This window comes from Paraburkholderia sp. GAS41, assembly GCF_050436545.1.
Taxonomy (GTDB): Bacteria; Pseudomonadota; Gammaproteobacteria; order Burkholderiales; family Burkholderiaceae; genus Paraburkholderia.
On the sequence record NZ_JBNDMK010000011.1, the window covers coordinates 84,912 to 110,102 of the forward strand.

The 25,191-nt window shown below is 64.0% G+C and carries 24 protein-coding genes; 14 read left to right on the top strand and 10 right to left on the bottom strand.

The genetic code is table 11. The annotated features are described in order from the left end of the window. Window positions 1-57: 57 nt before the first annotated feature. A complete protein-coding gene (gene queG, locus P3T43_RS17010; RefSeq protein ID WP_429282202.1) occupies window positions 58-1,311 on the bottom strand; it encodes a tRNA epoxyqueuosine(34) reductase QueG in 1,254 nt (417 codons plus the stop codon). A gap of 17 nt (window positions 1,312-1,328) precedes the next feature. On the opposite strand from queG, the gene tsaE reads away from it, so the two are divergent. Both tsaE and P3T43_RS17020 read left to right on the top strand, forming a co-directional pair. Beyond that, on the top strand, window positions 1,329-1,886 hold the full coding sequence (tsaE, locus tag P3T43_RS17015; RefSeq protein ID WP_429282203.1) for a tRNA (adenosine(37)-N6)-threonylcarbamoyltransferase complex ATPase subunit type 1 TsaE: 558 nt from the start codon (window positions 1,329-1,331) through the stop codon (window positions 1,884-1,886). Next, window positions 1,868-3,430 (top strand): N-acetylmuramoyl-L-alanine amidase, encoded by a 1,563-nt coding sequence (locus P3T43_RS17020; RefSeq protein WP_429282204.1) that lies wholly within the window; start codon window positions 1,868-1,870, stop codon window positions 3,428-3,430. Before tsaE ends, P3T43_RS17020 begins: the two co-directional genes overlap by 19 nt. A gap of 84 nt (window positions 3,431-3,514) precedes the next feature. Here P3T43_RS17020 and P3T43_RS17025 read toward each other — a convergent pair whose 3' ends face one another. Then, window positions 3,515-4,396: an EamA family transporter gene (locus tag P3T43_RS17025; RefSeq protein WP_429282205.1), complete on the bottom strand. Its 882-nt coding sequence runs from the start codon at window positions 4,394-4,396 to the stop codon at window positions 3,515-3,517. Between the two features lie 117 nt (window positions 4,397-4,513). Between P3T43_RS17025 and P3T43_RS17030 the strand changes: the two genes are divergently transcribed. Both P3T43_RS17030 and trxA read left to right on the top strand, forming a co-directional pair. After that, window positions 4,514-5,395: a pirin family protein gene (locus tag P3T43_RS17030; protein WP_429282206.1), complete on the top strand. Its 882-nt coding sequence runs from the start codon at window positions 4,514-4,516 to the stop codon at window positions 5,393-5,395. 130 nt (window positions 5,396-5,525) lie between these two features. Continuing rightward, window positions 5,526-6,374, top strand: a complete 849-nt coding sequence (gene trxA, locus P3T43_RS17035) for a thioredoxin (RefSeq protein WP_429282207.1) — start codon at window positions 5,526-5,528, stop codon at window positions 6,372-6,374. 96 nt (window positions 6,375-6,470) lie between these two features. Here the strand turns inward: trxA and tcdA are convergent, their stop codons facing one another. Continuing rightward, on the bottom strand, window positions 6,471-7,325 hold the full coding sequence (gene tcdA, locus P3T43_RS17040; protein WP_429282208.1) for a tRNA cyclic N6-threonylcarbamoyladenosine(37) synthase TcdA: 855 nt from the start codon (window positions 7,323-7,325) through the stop codon (window positions 6,471-6,473). 327 nt (window positions 7,326-7,652) lie between these two features. On the opposite strand from tcdA, the gene pdxH reads away from it, so the two are divergent. The 3 genes from pdxH (at window position 7,653) to P3T43_RS17055 (ending at window position 10,944) form a co-directional block, all read left to right on the top strand. Then, window positions 7,653-8,294 carry a pyridoxamine 5'-phosphate oxidase gene (pdxH, locus tag P3T43_RS17045; protein WP_429282209.1) on the top strand — a complete coding sequence of 214 codons (642 nt, stop codon included), beginning with the start codon at window positions 7,653-7,655 and terminating at the stop codon, window positions 8,292-8,294. Window positions 8,295-8,444: 150 nt separating this feature from the next. After that, entirely contained in the window at window positions 8,445-9,659 is a 1,215-nt protein-coding gene (locus P3T43_RS17050) for a class I SAM-dependent methyltransferase (protein ID WP_429282210.1), read from the top strand. Between the two features lie 70 nt (window positions 9,660-9,729). Then, the gene (locus P3T43_RS17055) at window positions 9,730-10,944 is read left to right on the top strand and encodes a DUF72 domain-containing protein (protein ID WP_429282211.1); all 1,215 of its coding nucleotides are present in this window, start codon (window positions 9,730-9,732) and stop codon (window positions 10,942-10,944) included. A 30-nt stretch (window positions 10,945-10,974) separates the two neighbouring features. Here P3T43_RS17055 and msrA read toward each other — a convergent pair whose 3' ends face one another. Beyond that, window positions 10,975-11,523 (bottom strand): peptide-methionine (S)-S-oxide reductase MsrA, encoded by a 549-nt coding sequence (gene msrA, locus P3T43_RS17060; RefSeq protein WP_429282212.1) that lies wholly within the window; start codon window positions 11,521-11,523, stop codon window positions 10,975-10,977. A gap of 373 nt (window positions 11,524-11,896) precedes the next feature. Here msrA and P3T43_RS17065 point away from each other — a divergent pair, with 373 nt between their 5' ends. Beyond that, window positions 11,897-12,406: a flavin reductase family protein gene (locus tag P3T43_RS17065; RefSeq protein WP_429282213.1), complete on the top strand. Its 510-nt coding sequence runs from the start codon at window positions 11,897-11,899 to the stop codon at window positions 12,404-12,406. Window positions 12,407-12,457: 51 nt separating this feature from the next. Here P3T43_RS17065 and P3T43_RS17070 read toward each other — a convergent pair whose 3' ends face one another. Beyond that, window positions 12,458-12,973 carry an Lrp/AsnC family transcriptional regulator gene (locus tag P3T43_RS17070; protein WP_429267841.1) on the bottom strand — a complete coding sequence of 172 codons (516 nt, stop codon included), beginning with the start codon at window positions 12,971-12,973 and terminating at the stop codon, window positions 12,458-12,460. A gap of 130 nt (window positions 12,974-13,103) precedes the next feature. Between P3T43_RS17070 and kynB the strand changes: the two genes are divergently transcribed. From kynB to kynA, 3 genes are read left to right on the top strand one after another with little or no spacing between them, the layout of a single operon-like run. Then, entirely contained in the window at window positions 13,104-13,751 is a 648-nt protein-coding gene (gene kynB / locus P3T43_RS17075) for an arylformamidase (RefSeq protein ID WP_429282214.1), read from the top strand. Window positions 13,752-13,778: 27 nt separating this feature from the next. Further along, on the top strand, window positions 13,779-15,029 hold the full coding sequence (kynU, locus tag P3T43_RS17080; RefSeq protein ID WP_429282215.1) for a kynureninase: 1,251 nt from the start codon (window positions 13,779-13,781) through the stop codon (window positions 15,027-15,029). 10 nt (window positions 15,030-15,039) lie between these two features. Further along, a complete protein-coding gene (gene kynA, locus P3T43_RS17085; protein WP_429282216.1) occupies window positions 15,040-16,008 on the top strand; it encodes a tryptophan 2,3-dioxygenase in 969 nt (322 codons plus the stop codon). 112 nt (window positions 16,009-16,120) lie between these two features. Here the strand turns inward: kynA and P3T43_RS17090 are convergent, their stop codons facing one another. Further along, a complete protein-coding gene (locus P3T43_RS17090; RefSeq protein ID WP_429282217.1) occupies window positions 16,121-16,858 on the bottom strand; it encodes an SDR family oxidoreductase in 738 nt (245 codons plus the stop codon). 392 nt (window positions 16,859-17,250) lie between these two features. Here P3T43_RS17090 and dalD point away from each other — a divergent pair, with 392 nt between their 5' ends. The 3 genes from dalD (at window position 17,251) to P3T43_RS17105 (ending at window position 21,332) form a co-directional block, all read left to right on the top strand. Continuing rightward, complete coding sequence (dalD, locus tag P3T43_RS17095) at window positions 17,251-18,657, top strand: D-arabinitol 4-dehydrogenase (protein WP_429282218.1); 1,407 nt, start codon at window positions 17,251-17,253, stop codon at window positions 18,655-18,657. Window positions 18,658-18,821: 164 nt separating this feature from the next. Beyond that, on the top strand, window positions 18,822-20,303 hold the full coding sequence (gene xylB / locus P3T43_RS17100; RefSeq protein WP_429282219.1) for a xylulokinase: 1,482 nt from the start codon (window positions 18,822-18,824) through the stop codon (window positions 20,301-20,303). Between the two features lie 81 nt (window positions 20,304-20,384). Next, on the top strand, window positions 20,385-21,332 hold the full coding sequence (locus tag P3T43_RS17105) for a sugar-binding transcriptional regulator (protein ID WP_429282220.1): 948 nt from the start codon (window positions 20,385-20,387) through the stop codon (window positions 21,330-21,332). Window positions 21,333-21,476: 144 nt separating this feature from the next. Here P3T43_RS17105 and P3T43_RS17110 read toward each other — a convergent pair whose 3' ends face one another. From P3T43_RS17110 to P3T43_RS17125, 4 genes are all read right to left on the bottom strand, one after another. Then, window positions 21,477-22,586 carry an ABC transporter ATP-binding protein gene (locus tag P3T43_RS17110; protein WP_429282221.1) on the bottom strand — a complete coding sequence of 370 codons (1,110 nt, stop codon included), beginning with the start codon at window positions 22,584-22,586 and terminating at the stop codon, window positions 21,477-21,479. Between the two features lie 91 nt (window positions 22,587-22,677). After that, window positions 22,678-23,373, bottom strand: coding sequence for an HAD family hydrolase (locus P3T43_RS17115; protein WP_429282222.1), 696 nt, complete (start codon window positions 23,371-23,373; stop codon window positions 22,678-22,680). Then, window positions 23,370-24,239, bottom strand: coding sequence for a carbohydrate ABC transporter permease (locus tag P3T43_RS17120; RefSeq protein ID WP_429282223.1), 870 nt, complete (start codon window positions 24,237-24,239; stop codon window positions 23,370-23,372). Before P3T43_RS17120 ends, P3T43_RS17115 begins: the two co-directional genes overlap by 4 nt. Next, entirely contained in the window at window positions 24,236-25,171 is a 936-nt protein-coding gene (locus P3T43_RS17125; protein ID WP_429282224.1) for a carbohydrate ABC transporter permease, read from the bottom strand. The genes P3T43_RS17120 and P3T43_RS17125 overlap by 4 nt, the downstream gene beginning before the upstream one ends. Window positions 25,172-25,191: the final 20 nt, after the last annotated feature.

The following is a 25,191-nucleotide window of genomic DNA, read 5'->3' on the forward strand; positions in this document are numbered from 1 at the left end:
TCCAGCAGCGGCACAGCGCGCTGCCATGCGCGGACCCCGCTACTGTACGCTGCCTGCTTACGCGGCTTCAAGCGCCCATTCGACGTGCTCGCGCACGAGCGGCGACGGATCGTCAGCACGCCGGCGCAAAGCGTCGACCATCGCTACGCGCGCGTCCGCGGAGAGGCTCGGCGTATTGGCGCGCAGCGCATTGCCCATGCCGACCGCGAGATTGCGCAGCCACGACTCGTAGCCGATGCGGCGAATCGCGCTGCCCTGCATACGCGTGTCGAAGTCGTCGGCGCTCCAGGCGAACAGATCGACCAGCGTCGCGCGATCGAGACCGTGCCGCACGTCGAAATCGGCGACCGGCGCGGCCTGTGCAAACTTGTTCCACGGACAGACCAGCTGGCAATCGTCGCAGCCGTACACGCGATTGCCGATCAGCGGGCGCAGATCGCGGGGAATGCTGCCTTTCAGTTCGATGGTCAGATAGGAAATGCACAGGCGGGCGTCGACCTTATAAGGCGCGACGATCGCACCCGTGGGACACGCCGCGATGCAGCGCGTGCAACTGCCGCAATGCGCACCCGGCGTCTGCGGTGCCTGCTCGGGCGTGGTGTCGGCGTCGGTCGGCAACGGCACGTCGACGTAGATTTCGCCGAGGAAAAACAGCGATCCCGCGTCGCGCTGCAGCAGCAAAGTATGCTTGCCGCGCCAGCCGACGCCCGCCTTCTGCGCGAGCTCCACCTCCAGAACCGGGGCGGAATCGGTGAACACGCGGTAGCCATACGCGCCGATTTCCGCCTCGATCTTTTCAGCGAGCTGTTGCAGGCGATTGCGCATGACCTTGTGATAATCGCGGCCCCGCGCATAGATCGAGACGACCGCTGCGGCTGGATCGGCCAGCCGCGCCTCTTCGTGAGCGCGCCAGTCGAGCGGTTCCGGCAGCGCGCTTGCGCCGACCTCTTCCCCCTCTCCTGCAGCAGGCGCATGTGCGGCGGCAGGAGAGGGCAAATAGGCCATCCGCGCACTTATCACACGTCGCGTATGGGCCACAAGCTCAGCGGGCCTCGCGCGTTTCATGCCATGTTTGGCCATATAATCCATCTCGCCGTGGCAGCCCTCTTCGAGCCATGCGGCAAGATTTGCCTCGGCAGCGGAGAGATCGGTATCGCTGATACCAATCGCCCCGAAACCTAGTTCGCGGCCCCACGTTTTGATACGCAGGGCAAGCGCCGCCAGCGCCACTTCATCGAAATGACGCGTGACGGGCGCATCGTCATCGGACGCAGGCGTGCTGGAAACGGGGGACTCCGGACTTCGGTTCATCACGCCATTTTACGAGAATGCCCGACAACTCCGATCTCCCGATCCAACCGCCCGCCGTCGTCCCGCTCGAGCGTCGCTTTGCGCTCGCGGACGAAGCCGCCACCAGTGCGTTCGGCGTGCGCTTCGCGGAAGCGATCGAGGGCGTGCGTCGAGCACACCGGTCACAGCACGGCGATGCGGCATTTCACGGCCTGCAAGTCCAACTGACCGGCGACCTCGGCGCCGGCAAAACCACCCTCGTGCGCGCCACCTTGCGCGGTCTCGGTCACACCGGGCGGGTGCGCAGTCCCACCTATACGCTGGTTGAACCGTACGCGGTCGAACGACCCGATGGGGAACTTGCGCTCTATCACTTCGATCTGTACCGATTCACCGATCCGGCTGAGTGGGCCGACGCCGGCTTTCGCGAGTACTTCGACGCCGGTGCGGTTTGCCTCGTCGAATGGCCGCAGCGCGCAGGCCGTCTACTAGGCGTGCCGGATCTTGTTTTCTCGCTCGATGTCGACGGTGACGGCCGGTTGCTGATTGCCCGGGCGTACAGCGAATCAGGAAAAGCATGTCTAGAAAGATGTTGATCAAACCATTTCGCTCGATCGAATCTGCTGCTACCGCCACGCATAACTGGCGGCGCCGGCAGATTCTGTGCGCCGGCGCCTCGTCGCTCGTGCTCGGGCTCGTCGCACCGCGGCTTGCCTGGGCCAGTTCGGTGCTCGGCGTGCGGGTCTGGCCGGCGCGCGACTACACCCGCGTCACGATCGAATCCGATCAGCCCCTGCAGAACAGTCAGCAACTGCTGCAAGGCCCGGACCGGCTGGTGGTCGATCTGGACGGTCTCGATCTCGACCAGGCGCTCAAGGAACTGGTATCGAAGATCACGCCGAACGATCCGCAGATCCAGGCCGTGCGCGTCGGCCAATATCAACCGCACGTGGTGCGAATGGTGTTCGATCTGAAAGGCTCGGTCAAGCCGCAGGTTTTCACCTTGCCGCCGGTCGGCTCGTACAAGTACCGGCTGGTGTTCGACCTTTATCCGGCTGTCGCGCCGGATCCGATGATGGACCTGCTCGCGCAGAGCGAGCGCAAGCAGCAGCGCCTCGATGAAAATAGCGCGCCGCCCAGCACGCTGAGCGGCCCCGGCACCACACCGCCCGCCGCCGACAACAGTGAGGCGTTTTTCGACCGCTACGCGCAGGACAACGGTGCCGCGCAGCAAGCGCCTGATCTGCCGCATCCCACGATCCACGCGGCGCCGCTGCCCGTTCCCGCGCCGCACGCCCTCGCTCAGGCGCCGACACCCAGCAAGCCGCTGGCGCCACCGCCGGCCGCACTCGCCAAAAACCAGGGCGACGACAGTGCCGACGACACCTACGCCTTCACTACGCCGAAGTCGGGCAAGGGCGGCAATACGGTGCGCCTGTTGACCGTGGCGATCGACCCGGGCCATGGCGGTGAAGATCCGGGCGCCATTGGCAGCGCGGGGACGTACGAGAAGCACGTTGCGCTCGACATCGCGAAGAAGCTGCGCGCGAAAATCGACGCGCAACCCAACATGCGCTCCATGATGACGCGCGACGACGACTTCTTCGTGCCGCTCAACGTGCGCGTGCAGAAGGCCCGGCGCGTCGGCGCCGATCTGTTCGTGTCGATCCATGCGGATGCCTTTACCACGCCGGATGCGCGCGGCTCGTCGGTGTTCGCGTTGTCGGAGCATGGCGCTTCGAGTGCCGCGGCACGCTGGATGGCGAACAAGGAGAACTCGTCGGACCAGATCGGCGGCATCAACATCAAATCCGACGATGCCGCGGTGAACCGCGCGTTGTTCGACATGTCCACGACTGCGCAGATCCGCGATTCGATGCGTTACGGCAACTTCGTGCTGAACGAAATCGGCGGCATCAACAAGCTGCACAAAGGCTCGGTCGAACAGGCCGGCTTCGCGGTGCTGAAGGCGCCGGACATTCCGTCCATCCTCGTCGAGACGGCCTTCATCAGCAACCCGGACGAAGAGAAACATCTCAACGACGACGCCTATCGCGACCAGATGGCATCGGCGATCCTGAAGGGTATCAAGCGATATTTCGCGGCGAATCCGCCACTGGCGAAGAACCGCATGACGTGAGGTGCTTGCGTCGGCGCAGCAAAACGGCCGCTACGTGCGGCCGTTTTGCATGGTAAGCGGTGCGCGCGGGTCTTGCCACGCGGCTCAGCGCGCCGGCGCGAACCGTCGCACGAACCAGCCGCCGAACACGTTCACCGCAAGCCCTGCCATCACCAGCGCCGCGCCGGCAATCTGCGGCGCGGACAAATGCTCATCGAGAAACACCGAAGCGGACGCGAGGCCGACGATCGGCACGAGCAACGAGAACGGTGCGACCTGACTCGCCGGATAACGCGCCAGCAGGCGGCTCCACAGACCGTAGCCGAGCAGTGTCGCCACGAAGGCGAGATAGACCACGGCGAAGATCGATGTCGCGCCGATGCCCGACAACGCCGCCGCGATCCGTTGCGGTCCCTCGAACGCATAGGACAGCGCCAGAAAAGGCAGCGGCGGAATCAGGCTTCCCCACACGACGAGCCCCGTCAGATCGACCTTGCCCACCTTCTTCGTGACGATATTGCCGAGCGCCCACGAACCGGCCGCACATAAGGTCAGCACGAAGCCCGCGAGCGTCATCGCGTGTCCGCCTTGCACGCCGATCACCGCGAGGCCGCCGGAAGCGATGGCCAGCCCGACGACGTTCGGCATGCGAAAGCGTTCGTGCAGGAAGATCCCGGCAAAGATCAAGGTGAAGAAGGCTTGCGCCTGCAGCACCAGCGAAGCAAGCCCGGCCGGCATGCCGACATACATGGCGGAAAAGAGAAACGCAAACTGGCCGAGCGAAATCGTCGCGCCGTAAGCGATCAGCCAGCGCCACGGCATCTGCGGACGTTTGACGAAAAATACCGCGGGGAGCCCGGCAAGGGTGAAGCGCAGCGCACCGAGCAACATGGGCGGGACGCCGTGCAGGCCCACCTTGATAACCACGAAGTTGATGCCCCAGGCGATCACCACGACCAGCGCCAGCAGCAGGTCTTTCGGCGCCATCGCTGTCTCCTTGCGTTGTTGTAGGAAGGGGGAGTTTAACGGAGCGACCCGGCCCCCACAGCACCATCTCCGGCACACCAGTAGAATGAGCCCATCCACCACCCACCGAGCCTGCCCATGTCCTCCTCGATCAAAGCAGTCCTCAAGCCCCATTTGCGCGACATAGGCAGCCTGACGGTACGCCGCGTGCTGCCCGCGCTGGCGGCACGCCTGATCGGACCGTTCATCTTCTTCGACCACATGGGCCCCGCCACCCTCGAACCCGGCGTCGGTCTCGACGTGCGCCCGCACCCGCACATCGGGCTCGCCACCGTGACCTACCTGTTCGAAGGCGCGATCATGCATCGCGACAGTCTCGGCTCCGAGCAGAAAATCGTCCCCGGCGACGTCAACTGGATGACCGCCGGCCGCGGCATCGTCCATTCGGAGCGTTCGCCCGCCGAAGACCGCCCGATCAGCCAGGCCATACACGGCATCCAGACCTGGATCGCCTTGCCGCTCGACGCCGAAGACGTCGAACCGTCCTTCGAACATCACGCTGCCGCCACGCTGCCCGAGATCGAACGTAACGGCGTCACCCTGCGTGTCATCGCTGGCACCGCGTTCGGCCAGACCGCGCCCGTGACGACATTCTCGGGCACGCTGTACGTGGCCGCGCATTTCACGCCGGGCGGCGCCTTCGCGCTCGAACCTGAGCACGAGGAACGCGGCGTCTACCTCGTGGACGGCGATCTGGAAATCGACGGCACGCCGCTCGAAGCCGGTCAGATGGCCGTCCTGGCGCTCGACGAAACCGTGACGCTCGCCAGCAGCGGCGGCGCCACCGTCATGTTGCTGGGCGGCGAAAAGCTGGACGGCGAGCGCTTCATCGAATGGAATTTCGTCGCCAGTTCACGCGAGAAAATCGAGCAGGCCAAGCTCGCCTGGACGAATCAGGAAATGGGCAAAGTCCCCGGCGAAACGGAGTGGATTCCCCTGCCCGAGCGCCCATCGCACTGACCGGCAGGCGCACAAAAAGACCACTTGAGCCGGGCTCGCGCGAATGGCGCCGCAAACGCGGGGGCGTGCATTGAACCCGCCGCGTTCGCCCCCATGTAGAGGCTCGAACCGTCATACCGATGAGGATGCAATGGAAACAACGCTGGCCACTTTCGAACAAGACGTCATCGCCGCTTCGACGCTGGCGCCAGTGCTGGTCGACTTCTGGGCGCCGTGGTGCGGACCGTGCAAGACGCTCGGCCCGATGCTGGAAAAACTCGAAGCCGAATATGCCGGCAAGTGGCGCCTCGTCAAAGTGAACGTCGACGAGAATCAGGAACTTGCCGCCCATTTCCAGGTGCGCAGCATTCCGCACGTGATGGCGTTTGCTGACGGCCAGGCGGTCGACCAGTTTGTCGGTGTGTTGCCGGAAAGCCAGTTGCGCGCGTTTCTCGACCGGCTCGTGCCGCAAGGTGCCGACGCCGCACGCGCCGAAGCGCAGGCCGCGCTCGCCGAAGGACGCCGCGAAGACGCTTACGACGCGCTCAAAGCCGCACTGGCCTACGACCCGGGCTACGACGACGCGCGTCTCGATCTGATCGAACTGCTGCTGGAAGACAACCGCGTCGACGAGGCACGCAACGAGGTCGATCTGCTGTCGCCGAAGACCACCCAGGGTATCGACGCACGCTTCAACGCAATCAAGACCCGCCTCGACGCCATGGACGCGGCCTCCGACCTGCCGCCCACCGATGCGCTGGAAGCACGCGTCGCCGCAGAACCGGGCGATCTCGAAGCCCGCTTCGACCTCGCCAGCGCGTTGATTGCGCGCCGCAACTATGCCGGTGCGCTGGAACATCTGCTGACCATCGTGCAGCGCGACCGCACGTTCCGCGACGACATCGGCCGCAAGACCATGCTGTCGGTGTTCGATCTGGCCGCCCATCAGCCGGAAGTGGTTTCACAATGGCGCCGCAAGTTGAGCGCGACGCTGTTCTGATCCGCGCGGATCTTCGAGCGCGGTCCGCGCGCCGCGCTCGAGCCGCCGCACGCTTCCTCGGTTCCTCGCCTTAGCCTCTCGACTTAGCCCTTCCAATCAACCCGCCGCGCGCTGCGCCAGCGCGCGCAGCACATGCGCGGCGGCGGCAAATCCGAAGCTCGCCGTCACGCACACGCTCGAACCGAATCCCGCACAGTTCAGCCCCACCGGCCCGACCTGCGTCAGTGAAGACGTGGCGGGCTCGTCGGTGTCGTCGACCGCCGCTTCCGGATAGATCAGCGGTTCATCCGAATACACCGCGCTCACCTTGAATTTCGCCTTCGGTCCGCGCGGGAAACCATGCTGCTTGCGCAATTGCGCGCGCACTTTCGAAAGCAGCGGATCCTGAATCGTCAGCGCGAGATCGTCGATGCGGATGCGCGTCGGATCGAGTTGGCCGCCCGCTCCGCCCACCGTGATCAACGGTTGCTGCTGCTCGACACACCATGCGATCAACGCGGTCTTGGTGCGCACGCTGTCGATTGCGTCGATCACGTAGTCGAAGCCACCGCCCAGCACTGCCGCGAAGTTATCCGGCTCGATGAAATCTTCCACCCGACGCACGTCGCACAGCGGATTGATCTGCGCGATCCGCTCAGCCATCGCGTCGACCTTCGGCTTACCGTAGTTGCCCTCGAGCGCGTGAATCTGCCGGTTCGTATTGCTCTCCGCGACGTTGTCGAGGTCGACCAGCGTCAGGCTGCCTATCGCGCTGCGCGCCAGCGCCTCGACCACCCATGAACCCACGCCGCCAATGCCGATCACCGCCACCCTGGCACCTTCAAACGCGGCGAGCGCCGGCGCGCCATACAGCCGCGCGATGCCGCCAAACCGCCGTGCATGGTCGGCGGTTTCAAAGCCACCGGGGCTGGTAGTAAGATCGGAAGAGGCGGTAGAACGGGGTGCGGACATGGTCAGGGGCTCGTCGGAAACGGACAAAAGGCAGGCAAAAGGCGGGCAAACATCGGATAAAGACGCGGATTAAAGCGCCGCGGGCAAAAACAAGGTACGAGACAAACTAGAATCAGACAAAATCTGTCGAGGCGCATACAGACGGTATTTGGAAACACCGGCGTTAAACACAGGTAGACGCCAATCCGCTATTTTGCCTGATCGCGTCATTACCCATGCTGAAGCGCTACATGAGCCTTGGCTCGAGGCGCCACGCGGGTGTCACGCCGCACGCAGGAAATTTATTCCTTAGCTATACTGACTCAACTGTAGCGTTCGCATAAGAGCATGACCTCACTCGCCGAACTTCGAAAAAACTATTCGCTGGGTTCACTGGACGTGGCCGATGCCGACCGCAACCCGTTTCGTCAATTTGACGCGTGGTTCGCGCAAGCCGTCGATGCCAAACTACCCGAGCCGAATACGATGACGCTTGCCACGGTCGATTCGCGTGGCCGGCCTTCAGCACGCATCGTGCTGATCAAGGGCGTCGACGAACGCGGGTTCATGTTCTTCACCAACTACGAAAGCCGCAAGGGCCGCGAACTCGCGGACAACCCGCATGCGAGCCTGCTGTTTTACTGGATCGAACTGGAGCGTCAGGTACGGATTGAAGGTCTCGTCGTCAAGGCGAGCCCTGCCGAAAGCGACCGGTATTTCGAATCCCGGCCGCTCGGTTCGCGGATTGGCGCCTGGGCGTCGGAACAGAGTCAGGTAATTGAAAGCCGCGCTGTACTCGAAGCGCGGGAGCAGGAAATCAGCGCGAAATATGGCGAGCATCCGCCGCGCCCGCCGCATTGGGGCGGCTATCGCCTGATTCCCGAAGCCATCGAATTCTGGCAAGGTAGGCCGTCGCGTCTGCATGACCGACTGCTTTACACACGTGCGGTAGAAGGAGGCGATTGGCAGATCGCCCGCTTATCGCCCTGAACGTATCTGAACGCCGGGGCGCCCGACCTGCCATAGAAGCAGCGCGCGCACCGGCAAGGTCGCGTGGCCATCGAGGTCCCGGAGTGACGCTACGGCACGCAGCGGCCTGAACAGCTTTGCTTTGTATTTCGTCGGACACGGAGAAATCACATGTTCTGGGAAAAGAAGCTGGCGCAGTGGGTGGAAGACGTCAAAATCAAGGCCAACCTGCCTGCACGTCTGGTGCTATGGGATGGTCAGCAACACGACTTTGGACAGTTTGCCGCGCCCCAGGTCACGTTGCACGTGAAGAGCGCGACCGCGCTGCCTTACCTGCTCGAACCGAGCCTCGACAATCTGGGCGAGGCGTACGTCAAGGGCAAGATCGATATCGAAGGCAAGCTGTCCGACATCATCAATATCGGCTACTCCCTTGCCCGCAGCACGGTGACGAGTGCCAGCAAGCTGGCGCGCGTGCGACGCTACTTCAGTCACTCGAAATCGTCGGACAAGAAAGCCATCCAGTATCACTACGACGTCTCGAACGAGTTCTACAAGCTGTGGCTCGACGAGAATATGGTGTACTCGTGCGCCTACTTCGAGAACGGCGATGAAGATCTCGCTACCGCGCAGATCAAGAAGATCGACCACATCCTTACCAAGATCCAGTTGCAACCCGGTCAGCGTCTGCTCGACATCGGCTGCGGCTGGGGCGCGCTCGTGCTGCGGGCGGCCTCGAAATTCGGCGCCCGGTGCGTGGGCGTGACGCTGTCGCAGAACCAGTTCGATCTGGCTACCGCGCGCGTGAAAGCCGCTGGTCTCGAAGACCGGATCGAGATCCGTCTGCAAGATTATCGCGACGTGCAGGGCCAGTTCGATCGCATCACGAGCGTCGGCATGTTCGAGCACGTCGGCCGCAAAAATCTGCCGGGCTATTTCCAGAAGATGCACGATCTGCTGGTCGACGACGGCATTGCCATGAACCACGGCATCACGTCGAGCGATTCGGACAGTGGCGAAACGGCACTGGGCGGCGGCGAGTTCATCGACCGCTACGTGTTCCCGGACGGCGAGCTGCCGCACATCAGCCTGGCGCTCGAATCGATGCAGCGTGGCGGCCTCGAAGCGGTGGACGTCGAAAGCCTGCGCCATCACTATGCGCACACGCTCGATATCTGGGCGGAGAATTTCGAAACACACGCGGAAGAAGCCCGTACGCTCGTCGACGATGAGAAATTCCGCATCTGGCGCGTGTATCTGGCCGGTTGCGCGTATGCCTTCGAGAACGACGAAGTGTCGATCTACCAGGTGGTGTGCCGCAAGGCGGGCCGCAGCGCGAAGACCTTGCCGTGGTCGCGCCGCTACATGTACGACAAACCGCTGTGACGCGGTCGCGCCGGAGCACTGCACCGTCGCGCTGCCGCTCCGGCGCAACTTTTGACAGCATAAGAAATCGATGGACGAAGGCGGAGCAAGTGAATCCCCGCTGCTGACGAGTGTCGCAGCGGACAAGCTGGACATTGCGGCGGGGCAACTGGATCTGTTCGGCATGCCGGTCGAGGCGCCAGAGCCTGACGCGGCCGGCGCGCTCGACGGCGACACCACCATCATCGAAGCGCAAGCGGCCTTGACGCCCTCATCGCGTGGCGCCGCGCCGGCCAAAAAGCGTCGCGCTCGCGACGTCCTCGCGGCCGAAGCCTCGGCTGAAGTTCTTGAATTCGCCCGCGCGTTGCCGCCGCACATCCGTCTGGGCAGTTCGACGTGGTCGTTCCCGGGCTGGAAAGACATCGTCTACGGCGACGACTACAGCAATAGCAAACTGTCGCGCGACGGCCTCACGGCGTATGGCGCGCATCCGCTGCTACGCACGGTGAGCATCGACCGCTCGTTTTATGCGCCGCTCAGCGTGACGGACTATCTGCGCTATGCACAGCAGGTGCCGGAGCACTTCCGCTTCATCGTCAAGGCGCCCGCCCTCGTCACGGACGCCACCGTGCGCGCCGAACGCGGCGAACCGGTCTCGCTCAATCCGTGCTTTCTGAATGCCCAACTGGCCGCCGACGAATTCGTGCGGCCTTGTCTCGACGGACTCGGCAGCAAGGCCGGTGCGCTGGTGTTCCAGTTCTCGCCGTTGCCGGATCAGATGCTGGCCGACGCCGCGGGTTTCATCGAGCGTCTCGCTGAGTTTCTGGGCGCGCTGCCGCGTTTGCCGGACGGTGCCTGGTATGCAGTCGAAATTCGCGACGCGTGTCTGCTCACGCCGCGCTTCATCCGGACGCTGAAAGCGGCCGGTGTGCGCTATTGCGTGGGATTGCATGCGCGCATGCCCGATCCGCTGCGTCAGGCGGCCGCGCTCGCACTGCTCGACGGCGAGCCGGCCGGGCCGCTCATCGTGCGCTGGAGTCTGCACAGCGGTTTCAAATACGAACAGGCGAAAGCGAAATACGATCCGTTCGACCGCCTCGTCGACGAAGATCCGGCCACTCGGCTGGCGCTGGCGGAACTGGCTGCGCGGTATGCCATCGCTGGTCAGCCGGTGGTGATTGCGGTCAACAACAAGGCGGAAGGGTCGGCGCCTCTGAGCTGCATCGAACTCGCACGGGCGATTGTCGACGCCTGCGCGCGGTTGAAGGACGAAGGCACGAGCCCGGAACCGGCTGAGCCGAATTGACCGTGGGCCCTTCGGCCTCGCCGCCCGCGCTCAGCCTGCCCTTACCCGATGCGCGAACTTCTGACGAAACTTCGCGACCTTCGGCGCTACGACGACCGAGCAATATCCTTGGTTCGGATGCTGCGCAAAATAGTTCTGATGATAGGTTTCAGCGGGCCAGTAGTTACCGTCGAGCGGTAAAACCTGGGTGACGATCTGCCCATCGTAGATGCCTTCTGCTGAAAGCTCGCCGATCGCCTCGCGCGCCGTCTCGCGTTGCGCATCCGACTCGGTGAAGATCACCGAGCGGTATTGCGTGCCGACATCGTTACCCTGGCGGTTGAGCTGGGTCGGATCGTGGATCGCAAAGAAAATATCGAGAATCTCGCGGTATCCAATGCGGGCGGGATCGAACTCGACCTTCACGACTTCCGCGTGGCCGGTGTCGCCGTCGCACACCTGCTCGTAGGTCGGTTGCTGCGTCTTGCCGCCCGCATAGCCGGACTGCACGGCGGTGACGCCCTCGACGCCGAGAAATACGGCTTCGAGACACCAGAAACAACCACCGCCGAGGGTGGCGACTTCACCTGTCTGAGTCATGCTGCCTGCTCCTGATTGATTGCCGCTCGCTGTTTGGGTCGGGCCGCGTAGGTCGGGCTACCTTGCTCACGCCACGTTGGCCCCGCCAGGCGCCTGCGCCGCGTTAGCTGGGCCACGCTAGCCGCGGCACGTTGGCCGGGCCGCGTTGGTCGAGAAAAACTGCGCCACCGCCCTTCGCGCCCTGTCGCGAGATAGCTCACGCGCCGCATGAATCGGGCCACGCGGATGACGCCCGCCAAGGTTCGCGGCCAGTCCGCCCGCGATTCCGTTAAAATTGGGACAAATCGCCGACTTTCCACATGACTTTCGATTCAATCTATTCCATCCGCACCCGCTACGTGGCCGCCCGGCGAATCCAGTGGACCCGCGTCCAATGAAGCGCGCCAGTCCGCCCAACTTCGACCAGCTCGCCTTCAAGAAGGCGCTGGGCCAGTTCGCCACCGGCGTAACCGTCATCACCACGCGGGGCGCCGCGGGTGAGTTGATCGGCATCACAGCGAGTTCCTTCAATTCGGTTTCGCTGACGCCGCCGCTGGTGCTGTGGAGCCTCGCAACGCGCTCGGCGTCGATGCCGGCGTTCCAGGCGAACAGTCACTACGTCGTAAATGTGCTAGCCGCCTCGCAACTCGATCTGTGCAAGCGTTTTGCGACCGTGAAAGGCAACCGGTTCGAGGGCGTCTCCCATGCCGCGGGCGATTCCGGCATGCCCGTGCTCGACGGTGCGCTAGCGTGGTTTGAATGCCACAACCGCAGCCGCTACGAGGAAGGCGATCACGTTATTTTTGTAGGCGAGGTGGAACGTTGCGGCGTGCATGAGCAGGCCGGCGAACTCGCGCCGCTGGTGTTCCAGAACGGCCAGTTTCACGGGCTGAAGTCGTTGTAGATCGTGCCTCGCGGCAGCGGGCCCTTGAGGGCGCCGCGCCCCAGCTTCCCCTCAGTCGCCGGCGACCACACTGCCGCGCGACGCCGCCGCGGCCACCAGCGCCACCGGCACGCCCGAATCTTCCTTGAGCGTCTGCAGCACGATATTCGAACGGATATCCATCACGCCAGGCGCCTTATAGAGCCGCTCCAGCACGAAATCCGAATAGTGTTTGAGGTTATGCGCGAGCACGCGCAGCAGGTAGTGGGTTTCGCCCGTCACCACGAACGCGCCGACCACCTCCGGCCAGTCCCGCAATGCCTCGGCGAAGCGCTCGTGCCAGTTTTGCTGGTCGTTGCGCATGGACACCTGCACGAACGCCTCCAGCTCGAAACCCAGCACCTCGCGGTTCAGGCACGCCCGGTAGCGTTCGATGACACCCTGCTCCTCCAGCAGGCGCAGCCTGCGCAGACAGGCCGAAGGCGAGAGCGAGATACGCTCCGCCAGGTCGAGATTGCTGATCCTTCCTTCTTGCTGAAGCACCGTCAAGATACGGCAATCGGTGGCGTCGAGCGAGATCGCGTTCACATTCGGTCTCCCTTTCCTGTTTGAATCAAATTATGTTCCAAGAGAGATCAAAAAACGAGATTTTTTCGCAAGCACATTTCATAACGCCCCGCCTATCATTCCTGCATAGCTTGCAAGAGACGACGGAGACATGAAGACACTTTGGGATATCACCCCCACCATCGATACCGCGACGCCCGTCTGGCCGGGCGACACGCCGGTTGGCATCGAACGCGTCTGGCGCATGGAAGCCGGTTCGCCGGTCAACGTCGCCCGGCTCACCCTGTCGCCGCACACCGGCGCCCATACGGACGCCCCGCTCCACTACGACGCCGAGGGCGCCGCCATCGGCGCCGTGCCGCTCGACGCGTACCTGGGCCGCTGCCGGGTGATTCATTGCCTCGGCGCCGCGCCCGTCGTCAGGCCCGAGCAGGTGGCCGATGCGCTGGACGGCGTGCCGCCGCGCGTTTTACTGCGCACCTACGAGCGCGCCCCGACCACCTCGTGGGACAGCGCATTCTGCGCGGTCGCACCCGAAACGATCGATCTGCTCGCGGCGCACGGCGTCCGGCTGATCGGCATCGACACGCCGTCGCTGGACCCGCAGGACTCGAAGACGATGGACGCGCATCAGCGGATTCGCGCCCATCGCATGGCGATTCTGGAAGGCATCGTGCTGGACGCGGTCGCCGCCGGCGACTATGAACTGATCGCGTTGCCGCTCAAATTCGCCACGCTCGACGCGAGTCCGGTACGCGCCGTACTGCGCGCCCTGCCCGCGACCGTCAACCCCGCCTGACTACCCGATCTTTCTGACTGGACCATCATGAACAACCGTGACGAAGCCGTAGCGCTCGACCGCGCCGATCCGCTGGGCCCCTTGCGCGACCAGTTCGCGCTGCCTGCGACCACGATCTATCTCGACGGCAATTCGCTCGGCGTGCCGCCCACCGCCGCCGCACAACGCGCGCAGACGGTGATCGCCGCCGAATGGGGCGAAGGACTGATTCGCAGCTGGAATAGCGCGGGCTGGTTCGCCTTGCCGCGCCGCCTCGGCAACAAGCTCGCGCCGCTGGTCGGCGCAGCCCCTGACGAGGTGGTCGTCACCGATACGATTTCGATCAACCTCTTCAAGCTTCTCTCGGCCGCCGTGCGGCTGGCGAACCAGCGCGATCCGAAGCGACGCGTGATCGTCTCCGAACGTTCGAATTTCCCGTCGGACCTGTATATCGCGCAGGGCCTGATCGAGCAGCTCGATCGCGGTTATGAACTGCGGCTGGTCGACGATCCGTCCGAACTGCCGGCGGCAATCGGCGACGACACCGCCATCGCGATGATCACGCACGTGAACTACCGCACCGGCTACATGCACGACATGGCCGCACTCACGCAGCTGATCCACGAGAAAGGCGCACTCGCGCTGTGGGATCTCGCACACTCGGCGGGCGCGGTGCCGGTGGATCTGAACGGCGTCGGCGCGGATTACGCGGTCGGCTGCACGTACAAGTATCTGAACGGCGGGCCGGGTTCGCCGGCGTTCGTGTGGGTGCCGCAGCGTCACCAGAAAGAGTTCGCACAGCCGCTGTCCGGCTGGTGGGGACATCGCGCGCCCTTCGAGATGAACCCGGTCTACAAGCCCGACGACGGCGTGGGCCGTTATTTGTGCGGCACGCAGCCGATGGTGTCGATGGCGCTGGTCGAATGTGGACTGGACGTGTTTCTGCAAACCGACATGCAGACGATTCGTCGGAAATCGCTCGCGCTGACCGACCTGTTTATCGAACTGGTCGAATCGCGCTGCGCGGAGTTTCCGCTCAAGCTCGTCACGCCGCGCGATCACACGCAACGCGGCTCGCACGCGAGCTTTGAACATCCGCACGGTTATGAAGTGATGCAGGCGTTGATCGCGCGTGGCGTGATTGGCGACTATCGCGAACCGCACGTCTTGCGCTTTGGTTTTACGCCGCTGTATACGCGCTTTGTCGATGTGTGGGATGCGGTTGAAACGCTGCGTGAGGTGCTGGCCAAAGAGACCTGGCGGGCGCCTGAATTCGCCGCGCGCGGTGCGGTGACCTGAGGAGCGCGCGATGACCGATCATATGCAAACGCCGGGGATGCCGGGTTCTTATGAAGCCTCTGGGAGTGCGCCGGCGCAGGGTGGTTGTCCCTTTGGGCACGGCAGCGGCGACGCGGCGGCTCACACCACGCATACGCCGCATGTGCCCGCAGCGGACGACGACAGTTGGCATGACGCCCAGCTCGATTTTTCGAAGTCGATGAGCTATGGCGACTACCTGTCGCTGGGTTCGATCCTGTCCGCACAGCATCCGCTCTCGCCGGATCACAACGAGATGCTGTTCATCATCCAGCATCAGACCAGCGAATTGTGGATGAAGCTCGCGCTGTATGAACTGCGTGCCGCGCTGCACGCGGTGCATCGTGACGACCTGCCGCCTGCGTTCAAGATGCTCGCGCGCGTGTCGCGCATCATGGAGCAACTGGTGCAGGCGTGGAGCGTGCTGTCGACCATGACGCCTTCCGAGTACACGGCGATGCGGCCGTATCTGGGCAGCTCGTCCGGCTTTCAGTCGCATCAGTACCGGCAGATCGAATTTCTGCTCGGCAATAAGAACGAGCTGATGCTGAAGCCGCATGCGCATCGGCCCGACGTGTTCGCCGAGGTCAAGGCCACGCTCGAAGCGCCTTCGTTCTACGACGAGGTGATTCGTCTGCTGGCGCGGCGCGGATTCGCGATCGCGCCGGAACGGCTTGAACGCGACTGGACCCAGCCGACGACGCACGATGCGTCAGTGGAAGCGGCCTGGCTCGAGGTTTATCGCAACCCGTCGCAACATTGGCAACTGTACGAGATGGCCGAAGAACTGGTCGATCTGGAAGATGCGTTCCGGCAATGGCGGTTCCGGCACGTTACAACGGTCGAGCGCATTATTGGTTTCAAGCAGGGCACGGGTGGGACCAATGGGGCGGTTTATCTGCGCAAGATGCTGGACGTGGTGCTGTTTCCGGAGTTGTGGCATGTGAGGACGATGCTTTAGGGCTTTCTCCTGCGGCGGCGTGGACCCTTCACGACATGCCGCGCACAAGCGCACAAGCGTACAGACACAGGACACAGGACACAGGGCGCCGCACGCCGGCGCCCGCCGCTTCTCAGCGCGCCGTAAAGCCCCCATCGACCGGCAACGCCACCCCGCTGATCATCGACGCCGCGTCGCTCAACAAAAACAGGATCGGCTCCGCCACTTCGCGCGGCTCGGCGAAGCGCTTCAGCGGAATACCCTGCAACGCCGGCCCGCGCTTGAGCGGATCGCTCCAGGCCAGCTCGGCCATCGGCGTGAGCGTCACGGTCGGATTCACGCTATTCACGCGAATACCGTGTGGCCCAAGCTCGATGCACAGCGCGCGCGTAATCGCATCCATCGCGGCTTTCGACGCCGAGTAGCTCAGATGATCGTCGAGCGCCACCCGCGCCGCCTGGCTCGACACATTGACGATGCTGCCCTGCCGCCCCGCCCCGATCATCCCGCGCGCCACATGACGCGCCACCAACGCCGCGCCGCGCGCATTCACCGCCATCACGTGATCGAAACTCGCGGCCGTCGTATCGATCGCGCGTTCGAGCAAAGCGATGCCCGCGCAATTCACGAGACCGTCGAACGCGTCGAGATCCGCAAGCGCATCGTCGATCGCCACCGGATCGCCGACATCGAGCACCAGCGGCTCGCAACCCGTCTCCTCGGCGAGACGCGCCAGTTCGTTGACGTTACGCGCCGCCGCGACGACACTCGCGCCGCTCGCGCACAGCAACTCGGCGGTGACGCGGCCAATCCCGCTCGACGCGCCCGTGACGAGAATCGAGCGCTCTGAAAAATCGAAAGTGGTCTTCATGGCGATGGGATCCGGTGCATGACCCGTTGATGGGGTGGGATGAACGCATAACGGAAATTAGACCTCAAACCAGCGACACGCCATTAAAAATGAAATCGCGGACCGATACCTTCCCGCGCGGATGTCACCCGGCGTACTTCGCGCGTGGGTTTGATGCGTTGCAGCAGCCCCGCCAGGTCCCTCCCGACAACGATACGCACCCGCAGCACGTCGTCTGGACGACCCGCCACGCGGCGCTGCGCCACAGATTGCCGCGTTTGCCGCCTTGACTTTCGATTCGCCGGGTACGATCATTCGCTCACATGCAGAGCAAATGCTCCGAATCAGAAGACGCGCGCGCAGACCGTGCGGAGAACTTTCGCCACCCGGTGGCATGGGATCAGGAGACGAAGATGAGTAGCGGCCAAAGCGGCGTCGCGGACGCCCAGGTGATCTTGCACATCGGTGCAGGATCGTTCCATCGCGCCCACCAGGCGTGGTATCTGCATCGGTTGAACGAGTTGCGCAAGGAGGGCGAGCCTCGCTGGTCCCTCACAGTCGGCAATATTCGCGGCGACATGAATCCGGTACTCGAAGCACTCGCCGCGCAAGACGGCGTCTACACGCTCGAAACCGTCACGCCCGGCGGCGAGCGCGAGTATGAAACCGTGCGCTCGATCGAGCGCGTGGTGCCGTGGTCCGAGAGCCTCGACGGATTGATCGAGGCCGGCGCCGACCCGGCCTGCAAGATCGTCGCCTTCACCGTCACCGAAGGCGGCTATTACCTCGACGAACACGACCGCCTCGATACCGCGAACCCAGACCTCGCGACCGACCTCGACGGCGGTCACACCACCATCTACGGCGCGCTGGCAGCGATTCTCGAAGCCCGCATGCAACGCAACGCCGGCCCAGTGACGCTGCAAAGCTGCGACAACCTGCGCAGCAACGGCGAGCGCTTTCACGCCGGTATGAGCGAGTTTCTCGAGCGGCGCAACGCCAACGCCTTGCGCGCATGGTTCGACGCCAACACGACCTCGCCGAGTTCGATGGTCGACCGCATCACGCCGCGTCCTACACCGGACGTGCGTGAGCGCGTGCTGGCCGCCACCGGTTTCGACGATGCCGTGCCGGTGATGGGCGAGGCGTTTATCCAGTGGGTCATCGAAGATCACTTCCGCGCTGGGCGTCCGGCCTGGGAGCGCGTCGGCGCGGAACTGGTCGACTCGGTCGTGCCTTATGAAGAGGCCAAGATCCGCATCCTGAACGCCACGCATAGTTGCATCGCGTGGGCGGGTACGCTGGTTGGACTGAGCTACATCCACGAAGGCACGCTCGACCCCGAGATCCGTCAGTTCGCCTACGATTACGTGAGCGAGGACGTGATCCCCTGTCTCACACCGAGCCCGCTCGATCTCGCGCGCTATCGCGATGTCGTGCTGGACCGCTTCGGCAATCCGCATATCCAGGACACCAACCAGCGCGTCGCCGCCGACGGCTTCTCGAAGATTCCCGGCTTCATTGCCCCGACGCTCGCCGAATGCTTCGCGCGCGGCGTCGAACCCGCGGCCACCGCCGTGCTGCCCGCCCTGTTCTTCCGCTTTCTCGACCGCTGGCAGGCCGGCAAGTTGCCCTATCAGTATCAGGATGGCGTGATGGACGAACGTGTCGCGCGTGGCTTCTTTGCCGCATCGGACCCGCTGCAGGCCTTCTGCTCCGACCGGCTCCTGTGGGGCAGCATGGCGCAGACGCCCCAACTGGAGAAGGTGTTGCGCGGTGCGCTCGCCCGCGTGGATGCCTGGCTGGCTACACGCGGCTGATCTCTGGGGGTTTGGGGGTGCGCCCACCGCGCCTCCAGGCCTCCGCCTGTACCTGCATCGCGCGTCACTCCCCCGCTTTATCCCAGGCCAGGTCTAACGCCCATGGCATCGGCCGCCTTGTGCGGCTAAAGTAGCGCATCCCCAACGACGAAGGTTCCGCGCCCATGTATCTCGGCATCGACCTCGGCACGTCCGAAGTGAAAGTCCTGCTGCTCGCGTCCACCGGTCGCGTGATCGGCACAGCGGGTTCGCCGTTTACCGTTTCGCGCCCGCATCAGCGCTGGGCCGAACAGAATCCCTCCGACTGGTGGGACGGCACACGCGCCGCCCTGTCCGCGTTGCGCGCGAAGCATCCCGACGAGTTCGCGCAGGTGCGCGGTATCGGCCTGTCCGGCCAGATGCACGGTGCCGTGCTGCTCGATGCGCACGACCGTGTCTTGCGTCCGGCCATCCTGTGGAACGACATGCGCAGCGTGGAGGAATGTGCCGAGCTGACCGAACGCGCGCCGCAACTGCATCAGATTGCCGGCAACCTGGCCATGCCCGGCTTCACCGCGCCCAAGCTGCTATGGGTGGCGCGCCATGAGCCGGAAATTTTCCGGCAGACCGCGTTCGTGCTGCTGCCCAAAGATTATTTGCGGCTGCAATTGACCGGCGAGAAGGTCTCCGATCCATCGGATGCGGCCGGCACGCTGTGGCTCGATGTCGCGCGACGCGACTGGTCCGACACGCTGCTCGCCGCCTGCGACATGAACCGCGCGCAGATGCCGCGGCTATGCGAAGGCAGCGAATCGTCAGGCATCTTGCGCGCCGACATCGCCCGTGAGTTTGGCCTCGGTGATGACGTGGTCGTCGCGGCGGGCGGCGGCGACAATGCGACCAGCGCGATCGGCATCGGCGCGACGCAACCGGGCGATGGTTTCGTCTCGCTCGGCACCTCGGGCGTGCTGTGCGTCGTAGGCGACAGTTTCCGGCCGAATCCGGCCTCCGCCGTGCATGCCTTTTGCCACGCGATTCCGGATCGGTGGCATCAGATGAGCGTGGTGCTGTCGGCGGCGAGTTGCCTGCGCTGGGTCTGCAAGCTCACCTCGACCGACGAGCCCACCCTGCTCGTCGAAATCGAAGCCCTCGCACCCGACGCGCTCACGAGCGCACCGTTTTTCCTGCCGTATCTGTCCGGCGAACGCACGCCGCACAACGACCCGTATGCGCAGGGCGTGTTCTTCGGCATGAACCACGCCACCGATCGCGCACTGCTCGGTTACGCCGTGCTCGAAGGCGTGAGCTTCGCGCTCACCGACGGCCTCGACGCGCTGCGCGCGGCTGGCACTGAAACGAGCGCGCTGTCGTTGCTCGGCGGCGGTGCCCGCAGCAACTACTGGGCGCAACTGCTCGCCGATGCGCTCAACACCACGACCCGCAAGCATGGCGGCGGCGAAACCGGCGCCGCGCTCGGCGCGGCCCGCCTCGGCTGGCTGGCAGCCGGCGGCGATCCGGCGCAGGTGCTGACCAAGCCGCCGGTGGAGCTGGAATTCACGCCGGATCCCGCCCGGCATGCGGCTTTGCGCGCCCGCCTGGACGGTTTCCGGGCGTTGTACCGGCACGTGCGGCCGCTGTTCGATCCGTCGCGCGAGCGGCTGGCTTAGGGCCTCTCCACGATGCCGACCATGCCGGAATCAGCAGGCTGAACGGCTGCTATCACCGGCGCAAACCACTAGAAGCCTACCGTGCCCAAGTCCAACGAAAAACTCGACCTCGCCACGCGCGCCGCGTGGCTGTATTACGTCGCAGGCAACACGCAGAACGAGATCGCCGAGAAGTTGCAGGTGTCCCGGCCGGTGGCGCAACGGCTGGTCGCCTTCGCAGTCGAGAAGAACCTGATCCGGGTGCGGGTCGACCATCAGCTCGCCGATTGCCTCGCGCTTGCCGAGCGGTTGTCGAAGCGCTATGGACTGTCGATGTGCGAGGTCGTGCCGGTGGACAACGACACCGCCGAAGAAATCGACCGCAAGCTGGCGGTCGCCGGCGCGCAGGTGATGGAACGGTATCTGAACGAAGAAAAGCCGATGGTGGTCGCAGTCGGCAGCGGTCGTACCTTGAAAGCGGCGGTCGATCAGATCGCCCAGCTGGACCGTCCGCAGCACCGGTTGGTATCGATGGTCGGGGCGATCGCCCAGGACGGCTCCTCGAACCGCTATGACGTCGCGCTGCACATTTCGGAGAAGACCGGCGGCAAGCATTTTCTGCTGCCCGCGCCGCTGCTCGCCGATAACGAAGCCGAACGCGCGCAGTGGTGCAATCACCGGCTCTACCGGATCGTCGAATCGTTGACGGGCGAAGCGGATGTCGCGTTTGTCGGAGTCGGCAATATCGGCCCTCACTGTCCGCTGTTCGAAGATGGCTTCATTACCACGGCGGAAGTGAAGGAACTGATGCAGCATAAGGCGGTGGCCGAGATGCTCGGCCTGCCGATCGACGCGCTGGGCGCGCAGGTCGAATCGCCGACCGGTCAGCGCGTCACGAGTGTGGCGCTGGATTCACCGCCGCGGCGGCCGACGATCGGGTTCGCCGGTGGCGAGCGTAAGCGTGAGGCGGTGATTGCGGTGCTGAAGGGTGGGTGGCTGTCGGGGCTGGTGACGGACGAGCTGTGTGCTCGCGCGGCGTTGGAGGCGTAGAGCAACAGCCGGTGTTGCACTACCCTTTTTTCTATAAGCCGCAAAGCAAATCGCGACTCGCCGAAGCAAGCGCTTCGTGCGAATCGCGATAGCCGCATCAGCGGCGCGCGCCGACCTCCCGGTACGCGCCGCGTCTCTTGTGCATCAAGCCGCCAGCACCTCGACGATCTTGCGCTGGAACGCCTTTCCTTGAGCGTCGAACAGATGGCAATGCTCAGGCTTGCCACCCAGCTTCTGCATCTCGCCCTTCGTATGGCGTTCGAGCGGCGGAATCCGCGCGATGATGCCCTCCGGCGATACGCTCGACTCCGCGTACAGATAGGCCGCGTCGCCGAGCGATTCGACCGCCATCGTGCGCGCCGAAATGCCGTCGTCGGCCATGCCGACATGCAGATGCTCGGGGCGAATTCCCACCGTCACCTTGTCGCCCTGCTTGACCGCGCCCGGCTCGACCGCCACGCGCTGCGTTTCGCCCGTTTCATAGCGCACCGTGACGCCATCGTGCGTAACCGACTGCACCACGCCTTCCATGAAGTTCATCTTCGGCGAGCCGATAAACCCCGCCACGAACTTGTTAGCCGGCGCGTGATACAGCATCGTCGGACTTCCCACCTGCTCGACATTGCCCGCCGACAGCACCACGATCTTGTCGGCCAGCGTCATGGCTTCGACCTGATCGTGCGTGACGTAGATCATCGTGGTCTTCAGTTCGTCATGCAGACGCGCAAACTCGAGGCGCATCTTCACGCGCAGCGCGGCATCCAGGTTCGACAGCGGTTCGTCGAACAGGAACACCTTCGGCTTACGCGTAATCGCGCGGCCAATCGCCACCCGTTGCCGCTGCCCGCCGGACAACTGCTTCGGCTTGCGATCCAGCAGGTGGTCGATGTGCAGGATCTTCGCCGCGTTGCGCACCGCCGCGTCGATTTCCGGCTTCTTGGTGCCGGCAAGCTTGAGGCCGAACGCCATGTTGTCGTACAGCGTCATGTGCGGATAGAGCGCGTAGGACTGGAACACCATCGCAATCCCGCGCTTGGCTGGCGGAATATCGTTCACGCGCTGGCCGTCGATACTCAGATCGCCGTTGGTAATGTCTTCGAGGCCGGCGATCATCCGCATCAGCGTCGACTTGCCGCAGCCGCTCGGACCGACGAACACGACGAACTCACCGTCCGCGATGTCGAGATTGATGTCGCGCATCACTTCGTTGTCGTCGTAGGCTTTTCTGATGTTGCGCAGCGTTAAGCTTGCCATGATGTGTCTCCGTGTGTTGCTCGTACTACGTTAATCCAGTGTTGAAAGCCTCTGCTCGCGCGGTGCTGCCGCGTCGTGACTGCAGAGCGCCTCAATGCGATTCCGCGGCAACCCGCTGGGTCCATTGGTTCACCAGCGCCGGCAACTGCGTCATATCATCGAACACGTGGGCCGCGCCGGCCGCCCGCAACGCGCCGATCTGCGATTCGCTCGCGTGCCCGCCGCCGATAAAGGCCAGCACCGTCATGCCTGCCGCGCTCGCGGCGGTCACGCCGGTGACGCTGTCCTCGACCACGAGGCACGCGCTGCTCGCGAGGCCAAAACCGCTCGCCGCCGCCAGATAGACGTCGGGCGCCGGCTTCGGCAGCGCGACCGTATCCGCACAGTAGAGCCGGCCGGCGAACAACCCTGCGAGGCCGGTGCGCGCCAGCACCGCCTGCACATACGCGCTGAAGCTGTTGCTTGCGCACGCCTTGGGCAGCGCAATCTGTGCGAGTGCCTCGGCAATGCCGGCCACGGCCGGCGCCTGCATCGCCGCGGCTTCGACGGCATGGCGAATGGCTGCCATATCGTCCGCGCTCAAACTGCGGCCGAGCTGCGCCGCGGCGTTTTCAAGCACCCGTTCGATGCGCAATCCGAGCAGCGGCAGCACGACCGGTTCGACGTCGCAATCCGGCCAGCGCGCTTCGAGTTCGTGCACCAGCATGCGCGCTGCCACGGCTTCGCTGTCGATCAGGACGCCGTCGCAATCGCAGATCAGCGCGAGCCTGGCTTCGGTCACCGTCATTTAACCGCCCCGAAGGTGAGGCCACGCACCAGTTGCTTCTGCGACAGCCAGCCGACGATCAGGATCGGCGCGACCGCGAGCAGCGAGGCCGCCGAAAGCTTGGCCCAGAACAGACCCTCAGGACTCGAATACGACGCGATGAACACCGTCAGCGGCGCGGCATTGGAACTGGACAGGTTGATGCTCCAGAACGCTTCGTTCCACGAAAGAATCACCAGCAGCAGCGCGGTTGACGCGAGGCCAGGCAAGGACATCGGCATCAGCAGGTAGACGATTTCCTGCCACGTCGCCGCACCGTCGATCCGCCCGGCTTCGAGAATGTCGCGCGGAATTTCGGCGAAGTACGTGAAGGTCATCCACACCGCAATCGGCAGGTTGATCAGCGTGTAGACGATGATCAGGCCCGAGACCGAATCGAGCAGTCCGGAGTTTTTCCACAGCAGATAGATCGGCACCAGCACGCCCACCGAGGGCATCATCTTGGTGGACAGCATCCACAGCAGCAGCTTCTGCGTGCGGCGGGTCGGAAAGAACGCCATCGAATACGCGCACGGCACCGCCAGCAGCAGACACACCACTGTCACGCCCGCCGAGATCAGCACCGAATTCCAGGCGAACGAGAAGTAGTTGCTACGGGCGAACACCTCGCGAAAACTGTCGAGCGTCGGGATAAAGAACAGCGACGACGCGTAAGCCTGCTGCTCGGTCTTGAATGCGGTAATCGTCATCCAGAAGATCGGGAAAAACAGCAGCAATGCGATGGCCCATGCCAGCACGCCGGGAATGACGCGCTTGAAAACAGCCCACGGCCCGTTCTTCGATGAGGTGGTTGTCGTCGAGACAGGTGAAGCGGCAACGTGGCTCATTTTTCGTACTCCCCTTTCAGGTTCTTCGCGAGCATCCGCACGAGGAAGAACGACACGATGTTGGCCAGCACGACCGCGAGAATCCCGCCCGCCGAGGCAAGCCCGACGTCGAACTGTTGCAGGCCGAGCGAATAGATCAGGTAAGACAGATTGGTGGTCGCGGTGCCCGGGCCGCCGCCGGTGGTCGTGTAGATTTCAGCGAAGATCGACAGCAGGAAAATGGTTTCCATCATCACCACCACCGCGATCGCCCGTCTCAGGTGAGGCAGCGTGATGTAGAAGAACATCGAAAAGGCGCCCGCCCCGTCGATCTTGGCCGCTTCCTTCTGTTCCTGGTCGAGCGACTGGATCGCCGTGAACAGGATCAGGAATGCGAACGGCAGCCACTGCCACGCGACGATCATGATGATCGCGGTGAGCGGATAGTCGGCGAACCAGTCGATCGGCTGCATGCCGAGCGCCCGCATCCCCTGGGCGATCAGGCCGTACACCGGGTGTAGGATCATGTTCTTCCAGATCAGTGCACTGACGGTCGGCATCACGAAGAACGGCGCGATGCAGAGCAGCCGCGCGACGCCCTGGCCATAGAACTTGCGGTCGAACAGCACCGACATCAGCACCCCGCCCACCACGGTAATCACCAGCACCGAGACGATGAGTTCGAGCGTATGGCCGATCGAAGGCAGGAACGACGGATCGCTGGCGAGATACTTGTAGTTGTCGATGCCCGCAAAACCCTTCTCATCGGGGTTGAGCAGGTTGTAGTGCGTGAACGAAAACCAGATCGTCATCGCCAGGGGAATCGCCATCCACAGCACCAGCACGGCAGTGGACGGTGTGACCAGCCAGCGTGCGGACGCGGCTTTGCGCGATTCGCGCTCTTTTTCGGTCTGGGGAGTGGCATGCATGAGAGGAAGGCGCAGAGGACGCATGATGTGACCACCTGTTCGGT